The sequence below is a fragment of the Myroides albus genome, from assembly GCF_024722315.1.
Taxonomy (GTDB): domain Bacteria; phylum Bacteroidota; class Bacteroidia; order Flavobacteriales; family Flavobacteriaceae; genus Flavobacterium; species Flavobacterium album_A.
The window spans coordinates 3,090,306-3,112,494 of sequence record NZ_CP102754.1; the positions used below are offsets into that span (position 1 = coordinate 3,090,306).

18 protein-coding genes are annotated in these 22,189 nt (G+C 34.8%); 7 read left to right on the top strand and 11 right to left on the bottom strand.

Features of this window, described 5'->3' with window-relative positions:
* Positions 1-26: 26 nt before the first annotated feature.
* Together NWE55_RS13810 and NWE55_RS13815 are read left to right on the top strand one after the other, a co-directional pair.
* Positions 27-743 (top strand): ankyrin repeat domain-containing protein, encoded by a 717-nt coding sequence (locus tag NWE55_RS13810; RefSeq protein WP_160339079.1) that lies wholly within the window; start codon positions 27-29, stop codon positions 741-743.
* Positions 744-785: 42 nt separating this feature from the next.
* Positions 786-2,123 carry an amidohydrolase gene (locus tag NWE55_RS13815; RefSeq protein ID WP_258204263.1) on the top strand — a complete coding sequence of 446 codons (1,338 nt, stop codon included), beginning with the start codon at positions 786-788 and terminating at the stop codon, positions 2,121-2,123.
* 308 nt (positions 2,124-2,431) lie between these two features.
* On the opposite strand, the gene NWE55_RS13820 is transcribed toward NWE55_RS13815, so the two are convergent.
* The 4 genes from NWE55_RS13820 to NWE55_RS13835 all read right to left on the bottom strand — a co-directional run bounded on the left by NWE55_RS13820 (position 2,432) and on the right by NWE55_RS13835 (position 7,603).
* Positions 2,432-2,776, bottom strand: coding sequence for a DUF2853 family protein (locus tag NWE55_RS13820; protein WP_155092650.1), 345 nt, complete (start codon positions 2,774-2,776; stop codon positions 2,432-2,434).
* Positions 2,777-2,855: 79 nt separating this feature from the next.
* Positions 2,856-4,511: a 2-succinyl-5-enolpyruvyl-6-hydroxy-3-cyclohexene-1-carboxylic-acid synthase gene (menD, locus tag NWE55_RS13825; RefSeq protein ID WP_160339077.1), complete on the bottom strand. Its 1,656-nt coding sequence runs from the start codon at positions 4,509-4,511 to the stop codon at positions 2,856-2,858.
* Between the two features lie 49 nt (positions 4,512-4,560).
* Positions 4,561-5,160, bottom strand: coding sequence for a glutathione peroxidase (locus NWE55_RS13830; RefSeq protein ID WP_155092652.1), 600 nt, complete (start codon positions 5,158-5,160; stop codon positions 4,561-4,563).
* A 391-nt stretch (positions 5,161-5,551) separates the two neighbouring features.
* Positions 5,552-7,603: a tetratricopeptide repeat-containing sensor histidine kinase gene (locus NWE55_RS13835; RefSeq protein WP_155092653.1), complete on the bottom strand. Its 2,052-nt coding sequence runs from the start codon at positions 7,601-7,603 to the stop codon at positions 5,552-5,554.
* A gap of 322 nt (positions 7,604-7,925) precedes the next feature.
* Between NWE55_RS13835 and NWE55_RS13840 the strand changes: the two genes are divergently transcribed.
* On the top strand, positions 7,926-8,777 hold the full coding sequence (locus tag NWE55_RS13840) for a prephenate dehydratase (protein ID WP_155092654.1): 852 nt from the start codon (positions 7,926-7,928) through the stop codon (positions 8,775-8,777).
* Positions 8,778-9,061: 284 nt separating this feature from the next.
* Here NWE55_RS13840 and NWE55_RS13845 read toward each other — a convergent pair whose 3' ends face one another.
* Positions 9,062-9,535 (bottom strand): hypothetical protein, encoded by a 474-nt coding sequence (locus NWE55_RS13845; protein ID WP_155092655.1) that lies wholly within the window; start codon positions 9,533-9,535, stop codon positions 9,062-9,064.
* Between the two features lie 284 nt (positions 9,536-9,819).
* Here NWE55_RS13845 and NWE55_RS13850 point away from each other — a divergent pair, with 284 nt between their 5' ends.
* Complete coding sequence (locus tag NWE55_RS13850; RefSeq protein WP_258204264.1) at positions 9,820-10,260, top strand: hypothetical protein; 441 nt, start codon at positions 9,820-9,822, stop codon at positions 10,258-10,260.
* Positions 10,261-10,320: 60 nt separating this feature from the next.
* Here NWE55_RS13850 and NWE55_RS13855 read toward each other — a convergent pair whose 3' ends face one another.
* The 5 genes from NWE55_RS13855 to NWE55_RS13875 all read right to left on the bottom strand — a co-directional run bounded on the left by NWE55_RS13855 (position 10,321) and on the right by NWE55_RS13875 (position 18,686).
* Complete coding sequence (locus tag NWE55_RS13855) at positions 10,321-10,920, bottom strand: DUF3347 domain-containing protein (RefSeq protein ID WP_155092657.1); 600 nt, start codon at positions 10,918-10,920, stop codon at positions 10,321-10,323.
* Between the two features lie 33 nt (positions 10,921-10,953).
* Positions 10,954-12,546, bottom strand: coding sequence for an efflux RND transporter periplasmic adaptor subunit (locus tag NWE55_RS13860; protein ID WP_258204265.1), 1,593 nt, complete (start codon positions 12,544-12,546; stop codon positions 10,954-10,956).
* A 2-nt stretch (positions 12,547-12,548) separates the two neighbouring features.
* Positions 12,549-14,045, bottom strand: a complete 1,497-nt coding sequence (locus NWE55_RS13865) for a TolC family protein (RefSeq protein WP_155092659.1) — start codon at positions 14,043-14,045, stop codon at positions 12,549-12,551.
* 77 nt (positions 14,046-14,122) lie between these two features.
* Positions 14,123-17,944 (bottom strand): efflux RND transporter permease subunit, encoded by a 3,822-nt coding sequence (locus NWE55_RS13870; protein ID WP_258204266.1) that lies wholly within the window; start codon positions 17,942-17,944, stop codon positions 14,123-14,125.
* 313 nt (positions 17,945-18,257) lie between these two features.
* The gene (locus NWE55_RS13875) at positions 18,258-18,686 is read right to left on the bottom strand and encodes a hypothetical protein (RefSeq protein WP_258204267.1); all 429 of its coding nucleotides are present in this window, start codon (positions 18,684-18,686) and stop codon (positions 18,258-18,260) included.
* Positions 18,687-19,065: 379 nt separating this feature from the next.
* Here NWE55_RS13875 and NWE55_RS13880 point away from each other — a divergent pair, with 379 nt between their 5' ends.
* Complete coding sequence (locus NWE55_RS13880) at positions 19,066-20,205, top strand: porin (protein WP_155092661.1); 1,140 nt, start codon at positions 19,066-19,068, stop codon at positions 20,203-20,205.
* Positions 20,206-20,902: 697 nt separating this feature from the next.
* Here the strand turns inward: NWE55_RS13880 and NWE55_RS13885 are convergent.
* On the bottom strand, positions 20,903-21,355 hold the full coding sequence (locus NWE55_RS13885) for a hypothetical protein (RefSeq protein WP_155092662.1): 453 nt from the start codon (positions 21,353-21,355) through the stop codon (positions 20,903-20,905).
* A 156-nt stretch (positions 21,356-21,511) separates the two neighbouring features.
* On the opposite strand from NWE55_RS13885, the gene NWE55_RS13890 reads away from it, so the two are divergent.
* Both NWE55_RS13890 and NWE55_RS13895 read left to right on the top strand, forming a co-directional pair.
* Positions 21,512-21,658, top strand: coding sequence for a hypothetical protein (locus NWE55_RS13890; protein WP_155092663.1), 147 nt, complete (start codon positions 21,512-21,514; stop codon positions 21,656-21,658).
* Between the two features lie 29 nt (positions 21,659-21,687).
* Positions 21,688-22,119 carry a hypothetical protein gene (locus tag NWE55_RS13895; RefSeq protein WP_155092664.1) on the top strand — a complete coding sequence of 144 codons (432 nt, stop codon included), beginning with the start codon at positions 21,688-21,690 and terminating at the stop codon, positions 22,117-22,119.
* Positions 22,120-22,189 lie beyond the last annotated feature (70 nt).

The following is a 22,189-nucleotide window of genomic DNA, read 5'->3' on the forward strand; positions in this document are numbered from 1 at the left end:
TGTTATTGTTATAAAAACAAAGGCTTATGAGTAGAATTGTCAAATATTGGTCTTTATTATTGTTTGCTGTATTGATGAGTTCTACTGTGTTGGCAAATTGTTCGAGTGATAATAATTCTAAATCAATATCAACCGAGCAAGCCAATCAAACTATGGAATTTTTCCAGGCAATAGACAAACAAGATATAGCTCAAGTAAAACGGCTAATTAGGGATAAAGCAAATTTAGAAGTTGTCAATAAAAAGGGACAAACTCCCTTAATGTACGCTCTATACAAGGCATATAATGATATTGCATCTTTATTAATTGATGCCGGTGCAAATGTCAATGCCCAAGATGATATGCTCAATAGTCCTTTTTTGTATGCTGGAGCTGAAGGGAATTTACAGATTGCGCAAAAGGCGTTGAGTCATGGAGCTGACTTTCAAGTGTTTAATCGCTATGGGGGAACTGCTTTAATACCAGCAGCTGAAAAAGGTCATTTAGATATGGTTATTCTACTGGCCAATACCAAAGGCTTTCCGATTGATCACGTGAATAATTTAGGGTGGACTGCTATTATGGAAGTGGTATTAATAGGTAAGGGAAGTATGCAAACCCAGATTCAAATTACCAAGGAGCTCATTAAAGCTGGGGTGGACGTGAATATCCCAGATAACAAGGGAGTCACTGCCCTAAGCCACGCTATTGAGTTAGGTAAAAAGCAAATTGCTGAATTAATAAAAAACGCAGGAGGGAAGTAATAAGCCTTAAAGGTAGAGTAATACAGAAATAAGAAATTGACAATGATTAATCGCAAAGAGTTTTTAGGAATGGCTGCTGTAGCTACATCGGGTATTTTTATGCCTACTGTAGGATATAGTAAAAATAGGGAACAACAAGAAGAATTATTAGCTATAGCAAACAGCGAAGAGTTTATTCTTAAAAACGTGCGATTAGAAATAGGATTTGAGTATAATGATGATAACAAAGTAAAGGCAACTAAGACAGCGCTTTATAACCTTCATATCAAAGATGGAGTTATCTTGGAGCTTACCACAGGTGATTTATCAGTTGTAAATGTAAAGCAAATTGATGCAGGTGGTCTTTTAATGCTTCCAAGTTTTAGCGATATGCATATTCATATTGACAAGACTTTTTACGGACAAGGGTGGAATGCAGAGCCAATCAATGCACGTTCGGTAAAAGATATGATTGAGCTGGAGCGACAAATATTGCCTGATATGCTTTTAAATTCGACAAGCAAGGCTGAGAAGGCAATAACTCTATTAAATAGCAAAGGTAGTTGTTTTGCCCGTTGTCAAACCAATGTAGAACCTACAAGTGGACTACGAAGTTTAGAGAATTTGAAAATTGCTATTGATAATAAAAAAGATAATATAGAATCAGAGATAGTTGCTTTTCCACAACATGGTATTATTTATTCAGACAGTGAGAAGTTATTAAGAGAAGCGGCAAGTTTAGGGGTTGATTATATAGGAGGGCTTGATCCAACAACGGTAGATGGGAATATGCAAAGGTCGTTAGATATTATGCTCTTAGTAGCCTTAGATTATAACAAGGGAGTAGATATTCACTTGCACGAGTCTGCAAAAACAGGTATAGCTGCAATAGAATATCTAATTAATAAAGTTCGTGAGAATAAAGCATTACAAGCAAGAACTTATATCAGTCACGGCTTTGCCCTTGCTCAGATACCACAAGTAGAGTTAGAGGCCATTTGCGAGGAGTTCGCTGATTTAGGTATTGGAGTTATATCTACAGTGCCAATTGGAAAGACAATTATGCCTATACCTACTTTTTATAAGTACAAAGTTAAAGTAATGACTGGTACAGATAGTATTGTAGATCACTGGTCTGTATTTGGTAGTTGCGATATGCTTGAAAAAGCTAAATTATCAGCAGAACTTTACGGATGGAGAGATGAATTTCACTTAAGTAGAGCATTAAAGATTGCTACTAAAGATCAACAGTTGCCATTGGATGATAAGGGAAAGATGCAATGGCCTAAAAAATCAGATCAGGCCAGCTTTGTTTTAGTAGATGCAAGTTGTTCTGCACAAGCCGTAGCTAGATTACCTAAAAGGGAATATGTCTTTTACAAAGGCAAAAGAGTAGTTTAATTAATAAAGATTAGTAATACATTTTTAAGTATTTTTTTTTCATAGCCCAATTTTTTTTTAATTCAAATCACTCTCAATCAATTGCCCATGATAGAGAGTGAGAACTCAAAAAAATAGACCTTTTATACTTTAGTGTCTTTTTTGATTTGAGTTATTTTAACAAGTAAGTAATTAGACTTTCTAAGTTAAGTGTTTTATTAGCCAGTAATCTTTTGGATTGCTGGCTTTTTTGATTGCTTTAAAAGCACAAAAAAGGGCTATAGTAAACTATAACCCTTGTCATTAAAATATAGAAAATACAATAATTATTATTTTGCGTATACACTTTCTTTTTGGAAATGTACAGTTAGTAAATAGTACACAACCGCTCTGTATTTGTTTTTATTTGATTGACCATATTGATTCAATACTTTCGCAATTCCTTCATCCAATTTTGGAGAATCTTTTAATCCTAATTTTTTGATTAAAAAATTGTTCTTTACTGTAGCTAATTCAGATTCTGAAGTTCCTGCTACAGTAGAAGAGTCTTTGTTGTAAATAGAAGGACCACATCCGATAGTTACTTTCTCTAATAAGTCCATTTTTGGAGTTACACCGCATTTTTCTTTTAAATCAGCAGCATACTTTTCAATTAATTCAGCTCTTTTACTCATAGTAATTTTATTTAATTTTTTTGTATGTACAAGATAGTTAAAATATTTGAATACTATCAAATACAAAAGCGAATTTTTTTTACATATTGCGAAAATACTCTTTAAGTACCTGGTCGTTTACCTGCGTAGGTGTACTAATTTCTAATATTACTGGTCTATTATTTGAATTCCAGAACGTAGGTAGCTCCCTTTGTAATTCTTGTTCACTTCTCACGGCTATGTAGTCCAAATTAAACATTTTGGCAAGGTGCTCAGCCGTTAGATTATGTGAGGTCTCAAAATAGGTATTAAACACAGGAGTTTCTTTATGTCCTGGTAGAATTCTAAATATACCTCCTCCTTGATTGTTGAGTAAAACGATTTTAAAGTTTTTTGGAATGTATGCATTCCAAAGGGCATTGCTATCGTATAAAAAACCAATATCTCCAGTGATTAACACATTGGGCTTTTCAGAAGCAACTCCAGCGCCAATAGCGGTGGATGTGCTTCCATCTATTCCACTTGTTCCTCTATTGCAATACACCTCTATAGATGGATCAATTGGTACTAACTGCGCATACCTTATGGCAGAACTATTGCTAATTTGCAGTTGAGTTGATTTAGGAAAACTTTGCATAAGCAAATCAAATACCTTTAAATCACTATAAGGAATTTGGGCCATATACTTTTGATGCGCCTCTAATCTTTTGTGTGCAATGTCTTTAGCCCATAATAGGTAATTACTATTTTGATTTCCTTTAGTTAATTGATAAATCGAATGGAAAAATCGCTCTGGTGTATCGATTATTTTGTCTGTTAAAGCATCAAAGGTATCATAGTGTCTTAACAGATCGATATGCCAATGGCTCTCAGGCTTATATTTGCGCAGAAAAGCTTTAATACGCTTGCTCACGACCATTCCCCCAAAAGTGATTAGAATATCAGGTTGGAAGGCTTTAAAATCCTCCTGTGAAAAAGTAGTAATTATACGATCGATATGTTGAATATAATTCTTGTGATGTATATTTGAAGTTGTTTCTGTTAGTACAACAACAGAAGGGTCATTAGCTAAAGCCTCTATTGTAGCCTTTGACAGTACATCTGGATAGTTAACCCCAACAAGTACTAATTTTTTATTGGCCTTGTTCCATTTATCGCTATAGCTTGTATACTCAATAGGAGCAGGAGGTAGGCTTTCAAAAGGTAAGATAGTAGGGTTTACTGTAAGCTCAGTAACTGTATTGTATAAAGGTTCTTCAAAAGGAGCATTAATGTGTACTGGTCCTTTTTTGACAATTGCCGTTTGTATAGCTATATTAATCAAGTGGTCATTCTCTTGACTGTTCTGATCTAAAAGGTTTGCACTATACAAAATATGATTGGCATAAACATCTTTTTGTCTAATTGTCTGTCCATCTCCTATGTCTATTTTACTCGATGGTCTATCAGCTGAGATTACAATTAAGGGAATCTCACTATAGAATGCCTCTGCTATGGCAGGGTAATAATTTAAAAGAGCTGATCCCGAAGTGCATACAAGTGCTGTTGGTTGTTTTATTTGTTGAGCCATTCCCATTCCAAAGAAGGCAGCACAACGCTCATCTGCAACACTGTAACACATAAAAAAAGGATCACTGGCAAAGCCTATAGTTAAAGGGGCATTGCGTGATCCTGGTGATATTATAATATGTTTAATGTTATTTGCTTTGCAGATTTGTATAATGCTTTGGGCTAATTCTATTTCTGGATAAGTCATAATAAAAAACTAAAGCTCAAAGATACAAACAAACCCGTCAATTCTTTGGTTATTCTACTGCAATTTTATTCTTTATCCAGTCTTTAATCTCTGGATCTGTAGGTAAAATACGCGGGTTAATAACTTTCACTAAATGACCTTGTTCATCAATAAGGTATTTTTGGAAGTTCCATTCCACTTGGCTATCAGTTACTCCATTGCGTTTCTTTTGGGTTAAGAACTCATAGATAGGCGCTATATCGTCTCCTTTAACTGATATTTTCTCCATCATAGGGAAAGTTACGCCATAGTTAGCCTCACAGAAGGTTGCAATTTCTTGATTGCTACCTGGCTCTTGAGCACCAAAGTTATTGGCTGGAAAACCAACAATTACAAAGTCTTCCCCTCCAAATTCGTTATATAAACTTTGCAATTGTTTATACTGAGGAGTCAATCCACATTCAGAAGCGGTGTTTACAATTAATATCTTTTTACCTTTTAAAGTTGCAAAGTCAAACTCTTTGCCATTAATGTCTTTGACCTTAAACTGGTAAATCGTTTTTTCTGTTTTTTGTTTGTTCATAATTTCAATGTTTATAGTAGGTGTTATGTTTGCAAGGGTGAAAGAGGTAGTTGCTATTAAGCATACTGCGATTAAGAGTTTTTTCATATTTTACTTTGTTTGAGTGTCAATATACAAATTGTTGATGTAACTGTATAATATTTAACGTTTTAAGATTTATTGTTATTGTTTTGTGTACTGTGTTTCATATAATTCAAACCCTTTTAGCCAGTAATGTACAAGGATAGCGATAGTTTTTTATAAAAGTGATATCCTAGTTGAAAAGCCTTTACAGGAATATCTGAAAGGCTAAAATCCTTTTTTAAATCCAAAACTTTTTCTTTGATAAAATAAAAAGGGGCATTGAGTTTTAATTCAGTTAAGAGCGACTTTTTACCTTTTTTTTTGTAGAGGGCGTATAAATAGATTCACAGCTTTATATGCTTTAATAATAAGCAATAAATATATAAAAATACAATTTCCAAGGCACTTGTATAACTTATATTTCCAAAGTGATTTTTGTCCCTACAGGGTTATTGGATTCGATATTTAGTTTGGCCTGAATGATATTTGCGCGATCTTTAATATGCTTTAGAGTCTGTTCTCTTGATTGCTCTTTATCCATGCCAATTCCATCGTCAGTTACTGTTAAAATAAGCTGATTATCTATGATATAGAAATTCACTAAACAGTTAATTGCTTGAGAGTGTTTATTGACATTGTCGAGTATTTCATTTAAGATATAATACAAGTTTATTTTCTCTTCTACGCTTAAAGATTCCATGCAAACATCACTTTCAATGGTTAAAGTAAACTTTGTGTTGTATGGATTTTTTTGTTGTTTGACTAACTGAGTAATCAGCTCTTCGAATGAATTTTTATTGAAAGCGCTGCTATTGGCCAATTCATGAGAAATCTCTCTAATCTTTGCTTCTAATCTTTGCAATTCACCCACAAGGGAATCTTGTAATTGTTGGTTATCGCTTTGTAGTTGTTGCAAGTTAAAGCGCAAGGTAAAGATACTATTAATCACCCCATCGTGTAGGTCATTGGCGATTCTGTTGCGTTCGGAATTGATTGAACTTTGTTGTAGCTTGTTATTTAAGAATAACAAATTCAGTATCTTTTCATCAATAGACTTTTTAATTGCAAGATTTTTCAAAGCAATGTTCTTTGCTTTTGTTCTGGTGTAAAAAAACAGAAAGATTAAACTTAAAAAAACTACTATCGACACCGTTATAATTACCGTTATCTTAAATCGTAGGGATTTGTTTTCATTGACTATATAAAGAGTTTCATATTCAATCTTAGTAAATTTCTCTTGGGTTTGCTTTTCTCTTTGATGCAATACTTTATTTAACTGGATTAGTTCTTCTATTAAATGATAGTTTTTACTAGAAGAGTCTTGTAATAAGAGAAACTCTATAGCTTGTTTTTGTTGCAGGTTTAAATTAGCTTTTTTTGCAATATCATACGATTTTTTAGCCCATTTTATTGCATTTTCACTTTGGTTTTCTTCCTGGTATATCTGGGCTATAGCAATACTAAGATCTGCTTTGTAAAAATCGTAATCAAGCTTGTCGTGTATTTTATAGGAAATCATTAACCCCTCTATAATATTGGGATTATTGCCTTGTTTGTATAAAGCGAGTTGATAATCCATATTGACAAAAGAGAAGATAAATGGGTTGAAGTTTTTCTGTATTTCTTCAATCCCCTTTTGGGCAAATATTTCAGCTTTATTGTAATCTTCTCTGAAATAACTAATCATTGAATAATTAGCATAGAGATTACCTAAGAAAAGGTATTTTCTGTTTTGAGCAATCAACTTAGGGTTATCTTTTATTCTTTGATATACTTGAAAAGCTCGGTCTAAATATTGTTCTGCTTTATCTAAGTTGTTTTGATCCGTGTAGTGATAAGCCATTGTTTGTAAGGCTAACATATATACAGGATTGTTTGGTTTTTTCTCTAATAATTTTAATGCCTTAGCTATTTTTACTTCTGATTCTATTTGAAGACCTAATTCGTAGAATAAGATTCCTTGGTAGAAATTATTCTCCGCAATTGCGTAATTGTCTTGTAATTTTTTGTAAATATTTTCCGATTGAAGGTGGTAATAATAAACGCTATCGTAAAGTCCTTTATCTTGGTAGTAGACAGCAAGGTCATTGTAGATAGAGGCAAGTCTATTTTGGTCTTTACTTTTAATGGCATCTTTTTTTGCTATATGGGCTAAAGTCACAAATTCTTTAGCATCTGTCCATCTTAATTGATCAAGCACGCTGTCGATTAACTCTCGATCCTTTAGGGTGTTTTTAGAAGTAAGTGCTCTTTGGGTTAAATGTTCAACATTCTTAGCAATTGAATCTTGTTGAGGATCGCTAAGTTTTATTTTAAAGAGAAAATCTAAATCTAATTGATGAGTCGATTTATTTTGCTGACAGCCAATCACAAGAGTTGTGATAAGGGCTAAAAAAAGAAAATTGAATAATTTGCCAGTAAAATGCATATTGGGTGTTTTTAAGGCGTAAAGGTATAACTTATTCATATCATTTACTTTTTACTAGCTTTTTTTAAGATTTACTGTTATTTTGACTATTCTGTTTTAAATATGGTCCTAATTTTAAATGAATTGTTCTCAAATATTTTAAATCAAGTGAATTAGGTTTATTATTTTACGAACTTAAAATTAAAGAGATAAGAGTGGTTTGCTATTTTTGTGGCAGTTGAAAATCTTATTGTTCACTCTACTTTTCAATCGAATATGCGTGTCTTGTTTACACTGTAAATAAAAGCTATGATTACTCCCTTGTGTATTAATTTAATCTTATAACTTTGGTAGTCTTATTCGAACCCCAAACAAACTAATAATGAAATCAGTAATTATTCAAGGAATTAAAGGCTCATTTCACCATGAAGCCGTAACGCGTTTTTTTAAACAAGAACAAGTAGAAATTGTCGATAGTCCTACCTTTAACTCACTTGTAAGACAGGTGGTTGATAAAAAGGTAGATTTGGGAATGATGGCAATTGAAAATTCTATTGCAGGTTCAATCTTGCCTAATTATTCTTTAATGACTAAGAATAAGCTTTATATAGGAGGTGAGATTGCCCTTCCTATAAAGCACAACCTTTTGGTCTTAAAAGGGCAGAAGTTAGAGGATATTACAGAAGTGAGAACCCATCCAATGGCACTTTTGCAATGTGAAAACTTTTTAGATAAGCATGAATCATGGCAGCGTTTAGCTATGGATGATACAGCTACTTGCGCCAGAAATATCCAAGAAAAGCAAATGTATGGTGTAGCTTCTATAGGCTCAAAACTTGCTGCTCAAATGTATGATTTAGAGATATTAGCCCAGGATATTCACGATGTATATGACAACTATACTCGTTTTTATTTGGTAGGTACCCAACCTATGCTTGTCAAAGATTTCAACAAAGCGACTCTGTTTTTTTATACCGATCACAAACAAGGTAGATTAAGTAAAGTATTAGAGATTCTGGCCAATCATGAGCTTAATTTAACTAAAATACAGTCTGTACCTTTATCAGGTACTGTATTTCAATATTCGTTTCACGTAAATGTTGTATTGACAAACAACAATTATGATTTGTATTACAAAGCTTTAGAAAAACTCAAAGAGGTGACTCAGTATTTGAATGTCTTGGGAGAGTATATGGAGGATAAGCGTCCAACTTATAAAGACATGAATCAATAAAGATAGAAATACTTGTGTTGCAAGTGAGATTATTGTCTGTAATTGCCTTTGTGAGCGATAGAGTTAAATAATATTCAATAACCATAGTAAAAGCGGTAGTCCACTATCGCTTTTACTGTATATAAATAATCAGGTAACACAACAACTAATTCTATTGTTCTAAACTCATGTATTGTGGTAGTCTTGACTTTTATAGCATAAAGTAGGTTTAAATAAAGTGGTGAGGTTAAACAGACAATACCTATAAGTTCTTGCGTCAATTGCTCCACAATAATAGTATCGAATTATTTTGCCCATCCAAGAGAATCTATAGCGATAATAGAGTGCGGTTCTTTGGGTAGGGGAAGGCTATCTAAAACTTTGCCTTCAAATAATACTTCGTATTCCAAAAGACAATCACTCATATATTCCAATGCCTCCTCGGTATAATTTCTCGACATACTTACATAGTAAAGAGCATCTTCGAAGTTGTTTGCTTTCATTACCTTTTTAGTTTCAATTGCCCCATCTAAAGCGGCAGATAATGCATCTGTGCATCCACATTCTTTGGCAGCATTCATTGCTTTTAATAAAGAGTTTTTAGCCTTATTGGTGAAGTTTCTCAAATCTTTTGAATGATCTGTTCGGTAGGCTTTTTCAAAACTTAAGATTGCATCGTCTAAGTGCTGATAGGCCTTGTTACATGGTTTTTTGTTTTGGAAAGAAAACGTATTAATACTTGTAAATAATAAGACTATGGTGATGAATCTCAACGACATTGTAATAGGTTAAATAGTTTGTACTTTTCAAAGGTATTACTTTTTAACTTATAAATTATAGGGGGAATTAATGGTGTTTTAATTCAAGAGTTTATAAGTAGGGGAATAGTTTTATAATTTAGGAGTTTTAGTTTTCTGCTCTATCTGTGTTGTTTTAAAGTAAGTAGTTGATGTTTTTTGTTTTAGCCGTTTTATGGTGTTTAATCGCTCTTTGCTTGTAATTTATAGTTATATTTTTTTTAATTAGGGGATTGCTGTTAAGTCTGTTATAAAATTTAATGGTTATGATAAAGAGAATATTTATGTTGACTATGGCTTTATTCATGGTTGTATCGTGTTCTTCTGACGATAGTAATTCGTCAGGCAATGCTCAAGGAACAGAGCAGGGAATTTCTAAATCAAAGCAGATTAAAACCCCAGAGTGGTTACACGGTGATTGGGTTCACAAAAATAATGGTGAATATAACTATTCTGGTTTTAGAATTAAGCCTGATGATTTTTGTGTTTTTTTTATAGGAGGAGCTATGTGTTATAAACAAATGATTGAACAAACTATAAAGGTTGATGATTCCGTTTTTGAAGTTCAACAGGTTTATAAATCTGATTATTATAAACTTAGTATTTCTGCAATGGGAGTTGAAACTCTCTATGAATTTAAAAGAATCAGTGAGGATGAAGTAGAGTTTATATTTGGGGGACTTAGACCTGTAATGGTTAAAAAATAAACAAAAGCGGGTGTGCAAATTGTTGCAACACCCGTTTTTTAATCACATCATGAAAAATTGTTATGCCTCAGGATTAAATGTCTCTTGAGTCATCCCACATTTAAGCATAGAAGCTCCAAATAGTGGGTTTTTAAGATCTTTTTCGTCACTTAACCACATACCGCCTTTTTGTTCATACATTGGGCAATATTGTTGGTAAACTACTCTATCGGAACCAACGGATTGAATTAGCGCTTTTAAGTTATGACTCAAAGTTTCAAAATGAGCTCTTTTTACTTTAATATCTCCAGCAACTAATTCTTTAGCGTCAGTTTCTATTTTAGCTAACAACTCTTTATCAGCGTCTTCTTTAAGCAAAGATTGTGTTACTTCAATCGCTGTTACAAGTTTTTCACTTGCTTTTGTTGCGCTTTCTAAATTATCTTCTTGCAGCGCTTTTTTCATTTCGAAATAAGCATTTAAAATAGGACTTAGAGTTGCAGATTGTTTAATAGCAGTACCTTCACTCTCAGTAGTGTCCGCTACGTGATGGTGATTAGCATCAGTAGTTGTTTGCTCTGTTTTGTGATCATGTCCTGTATGATCTTCTTTTTTGTTCTTGTCGTTGCACGAAGCAAATGAGATTGCAAGTATAGCAACCGTAAAAATTACTTTTTTCATATTGTTATTCTTCTATTTGTTAATTTACTCAATTTATAATCGTTCATATTGGCAGCAGCTATGTAAATTTACATAATCTTTTTCTGTTGCTTTGTGAAATTCTGTATCGTGACCAATTTTTGCAATTGCTTGACTGACTGCTTGTTTAGTTGTCTTGCTTTTATCGTAATTTAGGTGCAGTTGTTTTGTATCGACAATCCAATCTACTGATATTACACCAGCAACAGTTTTGGCAGCTGTTTCGATTCGTTCTTTACACAAACCGCAATTACCAGCTACTTTAAACATGGCGTGATCTCCTTTTTGATCTTCACTGTGGTTGTCTGAATCCATAGCATGTCCGCTATGACCTGTCTGAGGTACTGTTTCTTCATTATTCATCATGCTCTTTTTTCCTTCCAATTGAGCAGAAGCATCAATGGTAAATACGCCATTTGTAACGATTTCCTCTTTGTCATTCAAACCAGACATAACCACGTAATTATCGCCAAGAGATGGACCTAATACAATCTCTCTCATCAAAAATGCTGGTGTGGAAGTTCCTTGTTGTTTAACGTATATAATTGAGCGCTTTCCTGTCCATAATACAGCAGATTTGGGAATGACCATTTCATTTTTGTACTCTTTCATCGGTGCTTTTATACGCGCATTAGCGTACATCTCTGGTTTGAGTAAATTGTCTGCATTGTTTGTCTCTACGCGTATTTTGGCCGTGCGCGTAGTAGCGTCAATAATGGGATTGATAAAAGCTATCTTGCCTGAATAGACTTTTCCTGGCAAGCTTTGCAATGTATATTCTAAATTATCTCCCACTTTCAGGAAAGGCAAGTCGTTTTCATATGCGTCGAATACCGCCCATATCTTAGAAAGGTTTGATACGCTATATAGTACAGAACCTTGTGAGATATAATCTCCTTCACTGACATTTTTGGTAACTACAATACCACTTGTATTGGCATATACGTTTACGTATGGTGAAACTTTACCTGTGTTGAGCACATTGTTAATTTGGCTTTCAGACATTTTCCATAAACGCAGTTTCTCTTTAGCTGCATCTACTAAAAGGGGTTGAAAGTCTTTTAATTTAACTGCTTCTAAAAGTTCTTGTTGAGCTGTTAGAAGCTCAGGTGAGTAGATTGTAGCAATCAATTGTCCTTGTCTTACAGACTCACCAGTAAAGTTTACATTTAGTTTTTCAATACGCCCGTTAACATGAGATGTTTGAGATTGTTGTAATCTTTCATCTACTTGAATCGTACCGTAAAGCTGTATGTCTTTAACAGGGTCTTTTCGGCTCACTCTGGTGGTTTGAATATTGGCAAGAGCAACTGCTTCTTTAGACATCTGTATAGCACTGTCATCAATGGTGTCATCTGACGCGTCAGATGATTTAAGCGGGATTAAATCCATAGCACACAAAGGACATTTACCTGGTTTGTCCATTTTTATTTGTGGATGCATAGAACATGTCCATACAGTAGCAGCTTCTGTAGTTGGTGCTTCTTCTGCATTGTGCTCATGGGTAGCAGCTCCACCAAAAACTAACCATCCAAGTAGTAATCCAATCAGTAAAATAGAGATGTATTTTACGATATTATTTTTGAATATATTTTTTATTTTATCCATAATTATTGATTTTGTGAATGACTACCTACAGCCATTAGTTTGTTGATTGAAGCTACCAAAGTGTTGTAGTTGGCAATAGCTTCTGCTTTTTTCAATTGATAATCTAAAAGTTGTCTTTGCACTTGAATGACATTGGTCAAATCGCTTTTCCCGGAAACAAATTCCTTGACTATTAGATTAAAAGTCGTCTCTGCCAGTGTACTTTGCTTGCCATAAAGGGTGATAGTACGCTGGGTGTCTTCTAATTGGCTTTTGAAACTATAGTATTCAGCTTTAAGTGTATTTAGTGTATTTTGTAAGTTTTCATCACTTGATTTCCACCATAGCTTGCCTTCTTCTTGCTGAGAGTTATACTTTTTTCTAAATATAGGTAGAGTAACGGTTACCATGGGCATTATCATGTCATTCCCATTCATACTTCCCATAGCAAGCATAGGGTCATTGGTCTTGCCAATAATCATATACTGCACACCCAAACCTATCATGGGATAGCTCATCTTTTTGTCCATTTCTGATTTAGCTTTATAGGCCAAACCTTGCTCTGTAATCATACCAAGCATTGGGTTGTTATCCGCGATGTTGTCAAGGACATCGTCTTCACTTATTAGGAAATCAACTTTCTCAATGTTTTTATCTACTGCGATTTCACAGTTTGCTTCTCTATTTAATAAAGCGTTGAATTTTACCTTTTCTGCTTTTATTTGTGATTGTAAACTCTCAATAGTATTTTCGATTTCAATAACTTCTAATCGAATACGCAACACATCAGACATTCCCGATGAAGAGCTTCCACCCATACTACTCATTCCACCACCCGAAGACATTGCATTATTGGATGTAGTTGTTGATTTTGCAGTAGCTGCGTTTGTATTTGAATTGCCTCCCATACTCATGCCTCCCATACTACTTGCAGCACCTTGTGAAGTGGTAGGGGTAGTGGGTGAAGTATTCATCGAAGCACTACTGTTAGTGCCTGATGAGCTAGGAGCAGAGAACCTTTTGAGTGAAAGTTGCTCTAACTGTTCCAACAAGCTTTTGTTTTGTTTTGCATTCTCGAGTTGTTGTTCAAGTTTCTGTAAGATGTACCATTGAGAGTAGACTTGCAGCACAGTTGTTTCTTTACCTTCAAGGTATTCTTGATACTGCATTTGTGCCATATGAGAAGCTTCTTGTCTGGCACTTTTACGAGTTCCAAACCAAGGCAACATTTGCATTAGAGTGATATCACCTACTTGTCGTCCACCTACGATATCCATTGGTTTAGTATAAAAACCAAGTGATAATTCTGGATCTTGAAAAGCCCCTGCCTGATCAATTTTCTTTTCAAAAGCTTGATAGGCTAAGTGCTGTGATTTTATCGCAGGATTATTCTGGATAGCTACATTGATATAGTGTGCTAAAGAGTCCTTGGGTTGTTCTTGCGCTACAGCTTTAGCAGTGAAACTGGTCACTGCTAAGAAAGCCGAAGCTAAATATATATACATGTTACTTTTATTCATCTTTTGTTGCTTTTAGATCTGTAATTTCCGTGTGTTTTCACAGAATGATTAATGACAAAAACAGAGAATTACACTGTTTATTTGCGTTTGTCTTTGCTTATGGCCCATTCTCTCCACCAACATTGAAATACAGGAACTACAAACATGGTCATTGACTGAATAAGCATTCCTCCAAAGGTTGGAATAGCCATTGGTACCATGATTTCTGCTCCTTTACCTGTGGATGTCATCACAGGAAGTAAGGCAATCAAAGCTGTTGCAGTAGTCATAGCAGCGGGTCTTACACGTTTGAGTCCTGCATAGACAACTGCCTCACGGATTTCGTCTTTTGTCTGTGGATCTCTCTCAACAAAGGTATCGTGGATATAGGTACCCATTAATACCCCGTCATTTGTCGCAAGCCCAAATAGAGCAATAAAACCTACCCATACAGCTATACTCAGATTTATATTGTGCATTTGGAACAAATCTCTCATATTCATATCTCCGATAGAGAAGTTCATAAACCAAGGTTGCCCATAAAGCCACAGTAGAATAAAACCTCCAGCAAATGCAACAAATACTCCAGAGAAGTGAATCAGTGATGCTGTAATGGTTTTGAATTGAAAATACAGTATTAAAAGGATAGCAATTAAACTCAAGGGAACCACAATTAAAAGGCGTTGTGACGCTCTTTCTTGTTGCTCGTAATTTCCAGCAAATTTATAAGACACTCCTTTAGGTAAGGTAAGTTCTCCAGAGGCTATTTTTTCTTTTAATAACTTATCTGCTTCATGTACTACATCTACTTCTGCTTTACCACTTATTTTATCAAAGATGACATAGCCCAGTAGAAAAGTATTCTCACTTTGAATCATCTGAGAACCTTTCGCATATTCAATATCGGCTACTTCACTTAAGGGAATTTGTACTCCTGTAGCTGTAGGGACAATTAGTTTGGCTAAAGCTTCAGGATTATCTCTTAATTCTCTTGGGTAGCGCAGGCGTACCGGGAATCTCTCTCTGCCTTCCACAGTTGTGGTAAGTGACATTCCTCCAATGGCTGTACCAATGACTTCTTGCAAGTCTGCAACTGTAACACCATAACGAGCCATTTTATGGCGATTTAGGTGAATTTCTATATAAGGAGCTCCCACAGCTCTGTCATAGAATACAGTAGATGGCATGATCGAAGGAATGGACTTTAAAGCCGCTTCTAATGCTTTTCCTCCAGATTCGATGGATTCTAAGTCCGGTCCTGATACCTTAAGCCCCATAGGCGCTCTCATCCCAGTTGATAGCATGACAAGTCTTGCTTCAATAGGTTGTAATTTTGGAGCTGAGGTTACCCCAGGGATATGTGATACATTGACAATCTCTTGCCAGATATCATCCGCTTTTTTGATTTCTGGTCGCCATTGACGGAAGAATTTACCATTCTGATCCATGATTAAACTATCCTTTGGGACTAATCTAAACCCGTTATCAGGATGGTAAGTTGTACCATCTATTAATTCAAATTCGCCTTTTTTAGTTGTTTTGAATCGTTGGCGTTTTCCATTTTCGTCTAAGATATACTCGGACCTATAGTTGATTGTATTTTCGAACATTTGTGTAGGAGCAGGGTCAAGGGCTGAGTTTACTCGTCCCCATTTTCCAACTGTCAATTCTACCTCCGGTATATTTGTAATGCGCTTATCTAAAGTACCTATGAATTGCAGGTTTTGCTCAATACCAGTATGGGGCATTGAAGTAGGCATAAGCAGGAAGGATCCTTCGTTTAAACTCGGCATAAATTCTTGACCAATACCAGGAAATACCTCTGAAGACTTTTGCCAAAAGGCCGTCTCACGGACAGATTTCCATCCTACAGTTTCAAGTGAGCTGGCCATAAAGCCAAAGGTGGTATTAAAACCAAGCCAAGCTAAGGTTCCAAACAGTAGAGTTACAAGTGGAATACTCATGAATTTCCAACGATGAGCTAATGCCCATCTTAGGATATTTTCATAGTAAATAACAAGTAACCAAAGAATACCTAATATCACGCCAATGGCCAAAATAACGAATATAAAGTTTAGGCTCGTGCTTTGCTGGGTACCAAGTGGTAACCATTCTACTGTAAGGTAGTACACAGCTACTAATAGTGTAATGGCAATATTGATGTAATTGGCAAGTTGCTCTGTTTTGTATTTAGGAGTAAATAAATTGTTAATACCCACTAATACTAAAGCGATAGCGATTAAGTTACCCGTGAATATAGTAACACCAAGCCCTGCTATAATTAGTAATATATTGGCAATCTTGCGCAGTTTTTTACTGTCAAACTTAGCCGAATACACGTAATAAGCAATTGTTGGTAATACCAGTATCCCCAATAAGAATGCTGAGGTAAGTGCAAATGTTTTGGTATAAGCCAATGGTTTAAACAGTTTTCCTTCTTGTGCCTCCATGGCAAAAACTGGAAGGAAGCTGATTATGGTAGTTAGCATGGCTGTAGTTAATGCACCTGATACTTCTGATACCGCTTTTGAAATCAGATTGACAAAAGCCTGCCCGCGACTCTCCACTCCTTTAGCTCGTTCTTCTTCCATATACCGAATAATGCTCTCGACAAAGACGACGCCTACATCAACCATAACTCCAATAGCAATGGCAATACCTGATAAGGCAACAATATTGGCATCAATGCCCATGTATTTCATGATGATAAAGGTAGCGAGTACTCCTATTGGAAGGATACTGGAAATAATAATCGAAGCACGCAGGTTTATAACCAACACGATAACAACGATAATACTGATAAGGATTTCGTGTGCAAGAGCAGATTCGAGGGTGCCAATTGTCTCTTGTATTAAACCGGAACGATCATAAAAAGGAACTACTGTTACTTTAGAAATTGTACCATCTGCAAGTGTCTTCTGAGGCAATCCTGCTTGCATTTCTTCGATTTTACTCTTTACATTGTTGATTACATGCATTGGATTAGCGCCGTATCTCGCAACCACAACACCACCAACAGCTTCTATACCTTCTTTATCTAAACCGCCTCGACGTGTAGAAGGACCTAAGTTGACAAAAGCAACATCTTTTATCTTTACAGGTACGCTATTTCGAACAGTTACTACTGCTTCTTCAAGGTCATTGACGCTTTTAATATATCCCAATCCTCGAACAAGGTATTCTGCTTTATTGATCTCAATAGTTTCTGCCCCTATGTCGAGGTTGCTCTTTTGTATAGCAGTCATCACATCCATTATCGAAACGTTATAAGCACGCATGGCATCTGGATTGACTTCTACTTGATATTCTTTGATATACCCACCAATTGATCCTACTTCAGCAACTCCCTCGGCAGATGCTAAGCTGTACTTTGCATAAAAGTCTTGAATAGTGCGCAATTCGTCAGGATCCCAACCACCTGTAGGCTCTCCTGTCTGAGGATTACGCCCTTCTAAGGTGTACCAGTATACTTGGCCCAATGCTGTAGCATCAGGACCTAAGGAAGGTATTACATCTTGAGGAAGTGTTCCTGCTGGAAGTGAATTAAGCTTTTCAAGTATTCGAGAACGACTCCAGTAAAACTCAACGTCTTCTTCGAAGATGATGTAGATAAAACTCATTCCGAACATGGAGCTACTGCGAATGGTCTTCACCCCTGGGATCCCAAGTAAGGATGTAGTTAGAGGATAGGTGATTTGTTCTTGTATATCTTTAGGTGATCTTCCCATCCACTCTGTTGCTACAATCTGTTGGTTCTCACCAATATCAGGAATTGCATCAACAGGAACAGGGTCACTCGGAAGTATATTGTTGTGCCAGTTAAAAGGCGCAGTGATTAATCCCCATACAACCACAAGAACCAATAACAAGATGGTTATTATGCGGTTGTTGAGAAAGTACTTAATGATTTTATTAAGCATAGTAAATTGATTTTATAAAATTGATTACCTTCTTTTAATAAACCAATCTTTATAGCATCTATATCAATAGAGCTATAAGACCACAGTGATAGAATACTTAGTATTATTAAAGTATAAATAATCTATGTCCAGCTTTAGCTAAAGAAATAGCCTACCAAGACATACATAGTTTATCTTTAAAAATAAAGGTGAACTAAACTGCGATATGGTTTATAAATAAATTGGATTTAAGAGATTGAACAGTTCAATCTTAAAGGTGTTTGTTTTAGCCCATAAAGTAATACCGGCTAAACAAACCAGAAGTAAAAAGGAATCAAATTCTATAAATACAGATATAGGAAAGCCTATCTAAAGCTTGATATTTGTGACCATCTACGTCAAATGTAGTTGTAGTAACAGAAACTGTATCTACAAATTTAAGGTCAGATAAGTAATTTGAATTAAACCATTTAGTACGAATAATGCTTGCCTTTTTAGCTTTTACAATAGAAACAGTTTGTGTTTGTTCTGTTTGTAAGTCTGTGTTTGATACAACCACTCTTGGTGCTATGCAACACATCATATCCATAGGTGAGGATTGATTGGCGTTGTGATTCATATCCGAACAGCAAGACATATCCTGCATCTTAGACATATCCATACCACATACCATCTCAGTATCTAAGCAGTTCATATCCAAAAGAGGATTAGCACTGGCTAAGACTGAAAGGAAAAGGAATAATATGGAAAATAACTTTTTCAAGGTCTAAAAATGTCTGTTTTATACATATAGATGTCACAAATATACGATTTATTCCCATTAACAGTAGAGCAAAATGGTCAAAATGTTGTTAAAACTCGTAAAAATAATACGGTAAGCTACTCAAGTTTGGGCAAGTAGAAGTTCTACTGTTTGAGAATCGATACAGTCTTTAAAGTAGTTAATATTTGTTAATGTTGTATTTGTTGTAATTGTGATTATTTTATAAATTAAATAGAATGCGTAAATGTTTTGTAATTATGTTTTTGTAATTTAGTCTATAAGTTTAAAATATTTAGATATTATTGGTAATTAATGCTTTGTTAAAATATGTGTTGCATCTTGCAGTTATTGGTTTAAAGCATCATAAAAAAATAGAAATATGAAAGTAAAATTAATGGTTGGAGCCCTGCTTGTTAGTCATCTTAGTTTGTTTGCTCAGCAGTCACAGCCGGGTAATCTTGAGAAAACAAGTCAGAGTAATACTGGTGAACACCAAACACTACTGGAGCTTGTCCTACCAGAGCTTGGAACAAACAAAGAGCCTCAGAAAGTGAAGAACAGCAGTTTTAATGCGTTTTTAGATTCTCGTTATGAAAACTATACTAAAGTTAAGGGAAGCGAGACTACCGATAGTCGTTTTCGTTTGCAACAGTCCCGAGTCTATGTAAAAGCTAATTATCAAGATAAGTTTTCATTCTCGATGCGTTATCGTCTAAATGAATCAGTGGCTTCCAATGCATTGGAGTTCGCTTATTTAGAGTATAATCCCAATGAGCATTGGACTTTAAGTATCGGTAAACAATTCATAGCTTGGGGAAGTATGGAGTTTAGCTATAATGGTTCTGACCAGTATATGTATACCAATATGCTCGGATCTATGGATCTATTTGCTCCTGGTGCGAGTATTGCTTACAAAACCAGTGGACAGTCTTTTAAGTTACAAGGTATTTCTGCAGGTACCCAGTATGTTGATTTAAAGTATAAAGACAAGGCTTATGGAGGGCTTTTCTTATGGGAGGGAAATCTATTTAACAATCATCTACAAACTCGTTATGGTTATGGTTTAATGCAACATAATAGCAACCGTTACTATAATTGGGTTACTCTTGGTAATCGCGTAAGTGTGGACAAGTGGATGATGGAGCTTGATTGGATGTATGGATATAGAAATGTAAAGGACGCTCAACTTGATTTGATACAGCACAAAGAAAACACTACTTATGTAAAGGATAATACAACCACGATGACGCTAAGGTATAAGTTTAATAAAGTTTCTCCTTTTGTCAAAGCAATGTATAACTACCGAGATGATTTAGATGCCAATATTGCCTACGCCCAAAAGGGAATTATGGGGGCTATAGAGTACTATCCATTTGAAGAAAAGTTATTTAAAGACCTTCGACTGTTTGCTGTTTACAGCTATATTGATTATGATTATAAGAAAGTACAGCAAAAACCCAAAGACAACGATGAGCATCAGTTGTATATTGGAGTGAGATGGATGATTCCTCTATTTTAAAAACAAGAGATGCAGTGAAGTAATGCAATAAATAACAGTAGTAAGTATTAGATATATATACTTTAGTATTATTACTAAAAAGGGGATTGACTCGTTGTAGTACAGGTCAATCCCTTTTTTAGTTTATGATTATGCGAACCTTCTCTTGTAAAAATACCAAAATACGATGATGTTGGTTAAGATAAAGATGATGGGATACGTCCAAATATAGATGGACTGGACATAAAAGAATATTATACCTAAAACAATATTTAAACAAAGTAAAAAGATGTTGACAAATAACTTTATTTTGTGATTGTATTTGCCCTCAGGCATGAGGTAGTTTGCTATTTTATAATACAAATAAATATTGATGATAATTAAAACTGGCACTGCAGCAAGAAATATAATTATACCCAGTATTTCAATAAGCCCCTGCATTGAAGTATAGTTGACCATGGGCCAAATCTTTAAGAAAAAATGCAGTAACACAAATGAAATCGCAACAAATAAAGTTGGGGGGAATTGTTAGGCTAGGAAGCCATTTGATGGTATTCATAAAAGGTATTCATTTTGTTGTAACGTGATTAAATTTAATTATTTAATCAATGTCTTTTACAAATATTAATCGTCTTTGTTTGTATATCTTATATAATAGCAAGATTGTGTTTGAATACTATTAATAAAAAGTGATTAGACAGGCAAAAACAAAATGGTTTTAGATTGACTTTTTCTCTTGAGATTTCGCAAGCTTGTTAAAGTGCATAATTGCCAGTAAAGCAAATAGGGTATCGAAAAATATATGTGCACTAAAATACAGCTTGATTGTATATTGGAAATCTAAGAGCATACAAAAAAGTAAAAAACTAACCAAAAGGCTTAAGAAGTAGAATACAACTATTTTTGTAGCAGGATTATTTAAGTTGTATTTTTTCAAATATTTAATAGCCGTTAAATAACATAGAGAAGAACCGACTATAAAAGTGATAATTGGCCATATAGCCAATACTATAAATGATAGGCCTACTTCTGGATTTAGGTATAACATTAATAAATTATAACCAACATAAAAAAACACCACATAGATACTCAAGTAAATAAGTAAGGGTATAAGTAAACAAATAAAAGTCTGTTTAACGATATGTTTATCCTTTTGGTTAGTTGCGTTCATTTTATTGAAAATTTGTCTTATAAAGTTAAGTATAAAAAGTGTAAATATAAAAGTATTGAGATGAAATTAAGCGAGTTAGAAGATAGAATAGGGGGTGTTTATCCACAGGTATTTAAACAAATGGAGGCTGATAGGTTGTTGGATTAGGGAGCTCCTTTGACCAGGAGTTACTATTTATTGGAGCCAGAGCGCAAAGGTTTTCCTCCATTACTTTATCACAGTACTGATTTCGAATTATTAACCAATGAGGATGTTGTACAGGAGATGGATTGGTTGGCTGATCCAGAGGATTATAGAAGGTAGATTTAAGTCAAAAGTTTGTGCCTTTTGCTATGAATCGAGCACATGATTTGTACTGTTTTTACTTTGGAGCACAAAAGGGAAGTGATGTTCCTATTGTATTTCTTTATCACGACCAGGAGGTAGGAGATTTCTTGGCCAAGAATATACAAGACTTTTTATTTGAACGTATAATTTACGATATGGTTGATATTGATTATTACCAAGAAAACAATGAGGCAAAAAGTAAGGAACAACTCGAGGATACTTTGCGTACTCATAGTAAATATATGAAACAAGTACATATAGAGATAATTAGAGCAGTTATGCAAAGAACGGCTGAATTGTTTGATGTGTTAAATCTCAATGGTCAAGTAATCGCTCAAGTAAAAGGGTTGTTATCAGAGAAAGAGGCTCAAGAGTTGATCAATCAGTATATTGCTTTTGAACAAGCAGGACAGAGCTTTGTATACATGGGAGCTTAAAGGTAATAAGTATAAAAAACGCGCTATTAGAGAATAACGCGTTTTTTCAGGCAGTATTAGCTTGCCAAGA

Coding starts and splice junctions, on each gene's coding strand:
- NWE55_RS13810 (WP_160339079.1), top strand. CDS start 27: ATGAGTAGAATTGTCAAATATTGGTCTTTATTATTGTTTGCTGTATTG.
- NWE55_RS13855 (WP_155092657.1), bottom strand. CDS start 10,920: ATGAAAAAAGTAATTTTTACGGTTGCTATACTTGCAATCTCATTTGCT.
- NWE55_RS13880 (WP_155092661.1), top strand. CDS start 19,066: ATGAAAGTAAAATTAATGGTTGGAGCCCTGCTTGTTAGTCATCTTAGT.
- NWE55_RS13865 (WP_155092659.1), bottom strand. CDS start 14,045: ATGAATAAAAGTAACATGTATATATATTTAGCTTCGGCTTTCTTAGCA.
- menD (WP_160339077.1), bottom strand. CDS start 4,511: ATGACTTATCCAGAAATAGAATTAGCCCAAAGCATTATACAAATCTGC.
- NWE55_RS13835 (WP_155092653.1), bottom strand. CDS start 7,603: ATGAATAAGTTATACCTTTACGCCTTAAAAACACCCAATATGCATTTT.
- NWE55_RS13850 (WP_258204264.1), top strand. CDS start 9,820: ATGATAAAGAGAATATTTATGTTGACTATGGCTTTATTCATGGTTGTA.
- NWE55_RS13870 (WP_258204266.1), bottom strand. CDS start 17,944: ATGCTTAATAAAATCATTAAGTACTTTCTCAACAACCGCATAATAACC.
- NWE55_RS13840 (WP_155092654.1), top strand. CDS start 7,926: ATGAAATCAGTAATTATTCAAGGAATTAAAGGCTCATTTCACCATGAA.
- NWE55_RS13885 (WP_155092662.1), bottom strand. CDS start 21,355: ATGAACGCAACTAACCAAAAGGATAAACATATCGTTAAACAGACTTTT.
- NWE55_RS13830 (WP_155092652.1), bottom strand. CDS start 5,160: ATGAAAAAACTCTTAATCGCAGTATGCTTAATAGCAACTACCTCTTTC.
- NWE55_RS13895 (WP_155092664.1), top strand. CDS start 21,688: ATGAATCGAGCACATGATTTGTACTGTTTTTACTTTGGAGCACAAAAG.
- NWE55_RS13820 (WP_155092650.1), bottom strand. CDS start 2,776: ATGAGTAAAAGAGCTGAATTAATTGAAAAGTATGCTGCTGATTTAAAA.
- NWE55_RS13860 (WP_258204265.1), bottom strand. CDS start 12,546: ATGGATAAAATAAAAAATATATTCAAAAATAATATCGTAAAATACATC.
- NWE55_RS13845 (WP_155092655.1), bottom strand. CDS start 9,535: ATGTCGTTGAGATTCATCACCATAGTCTTATTATTTACAAGTATTAAT.
- NWE55_RS13815 (WP_258204263.1), top strand. CDS start 786: ATGATTAATCGCAAAGAGTTTTTAGGAATGGCTGCTGTAGCTACATCG.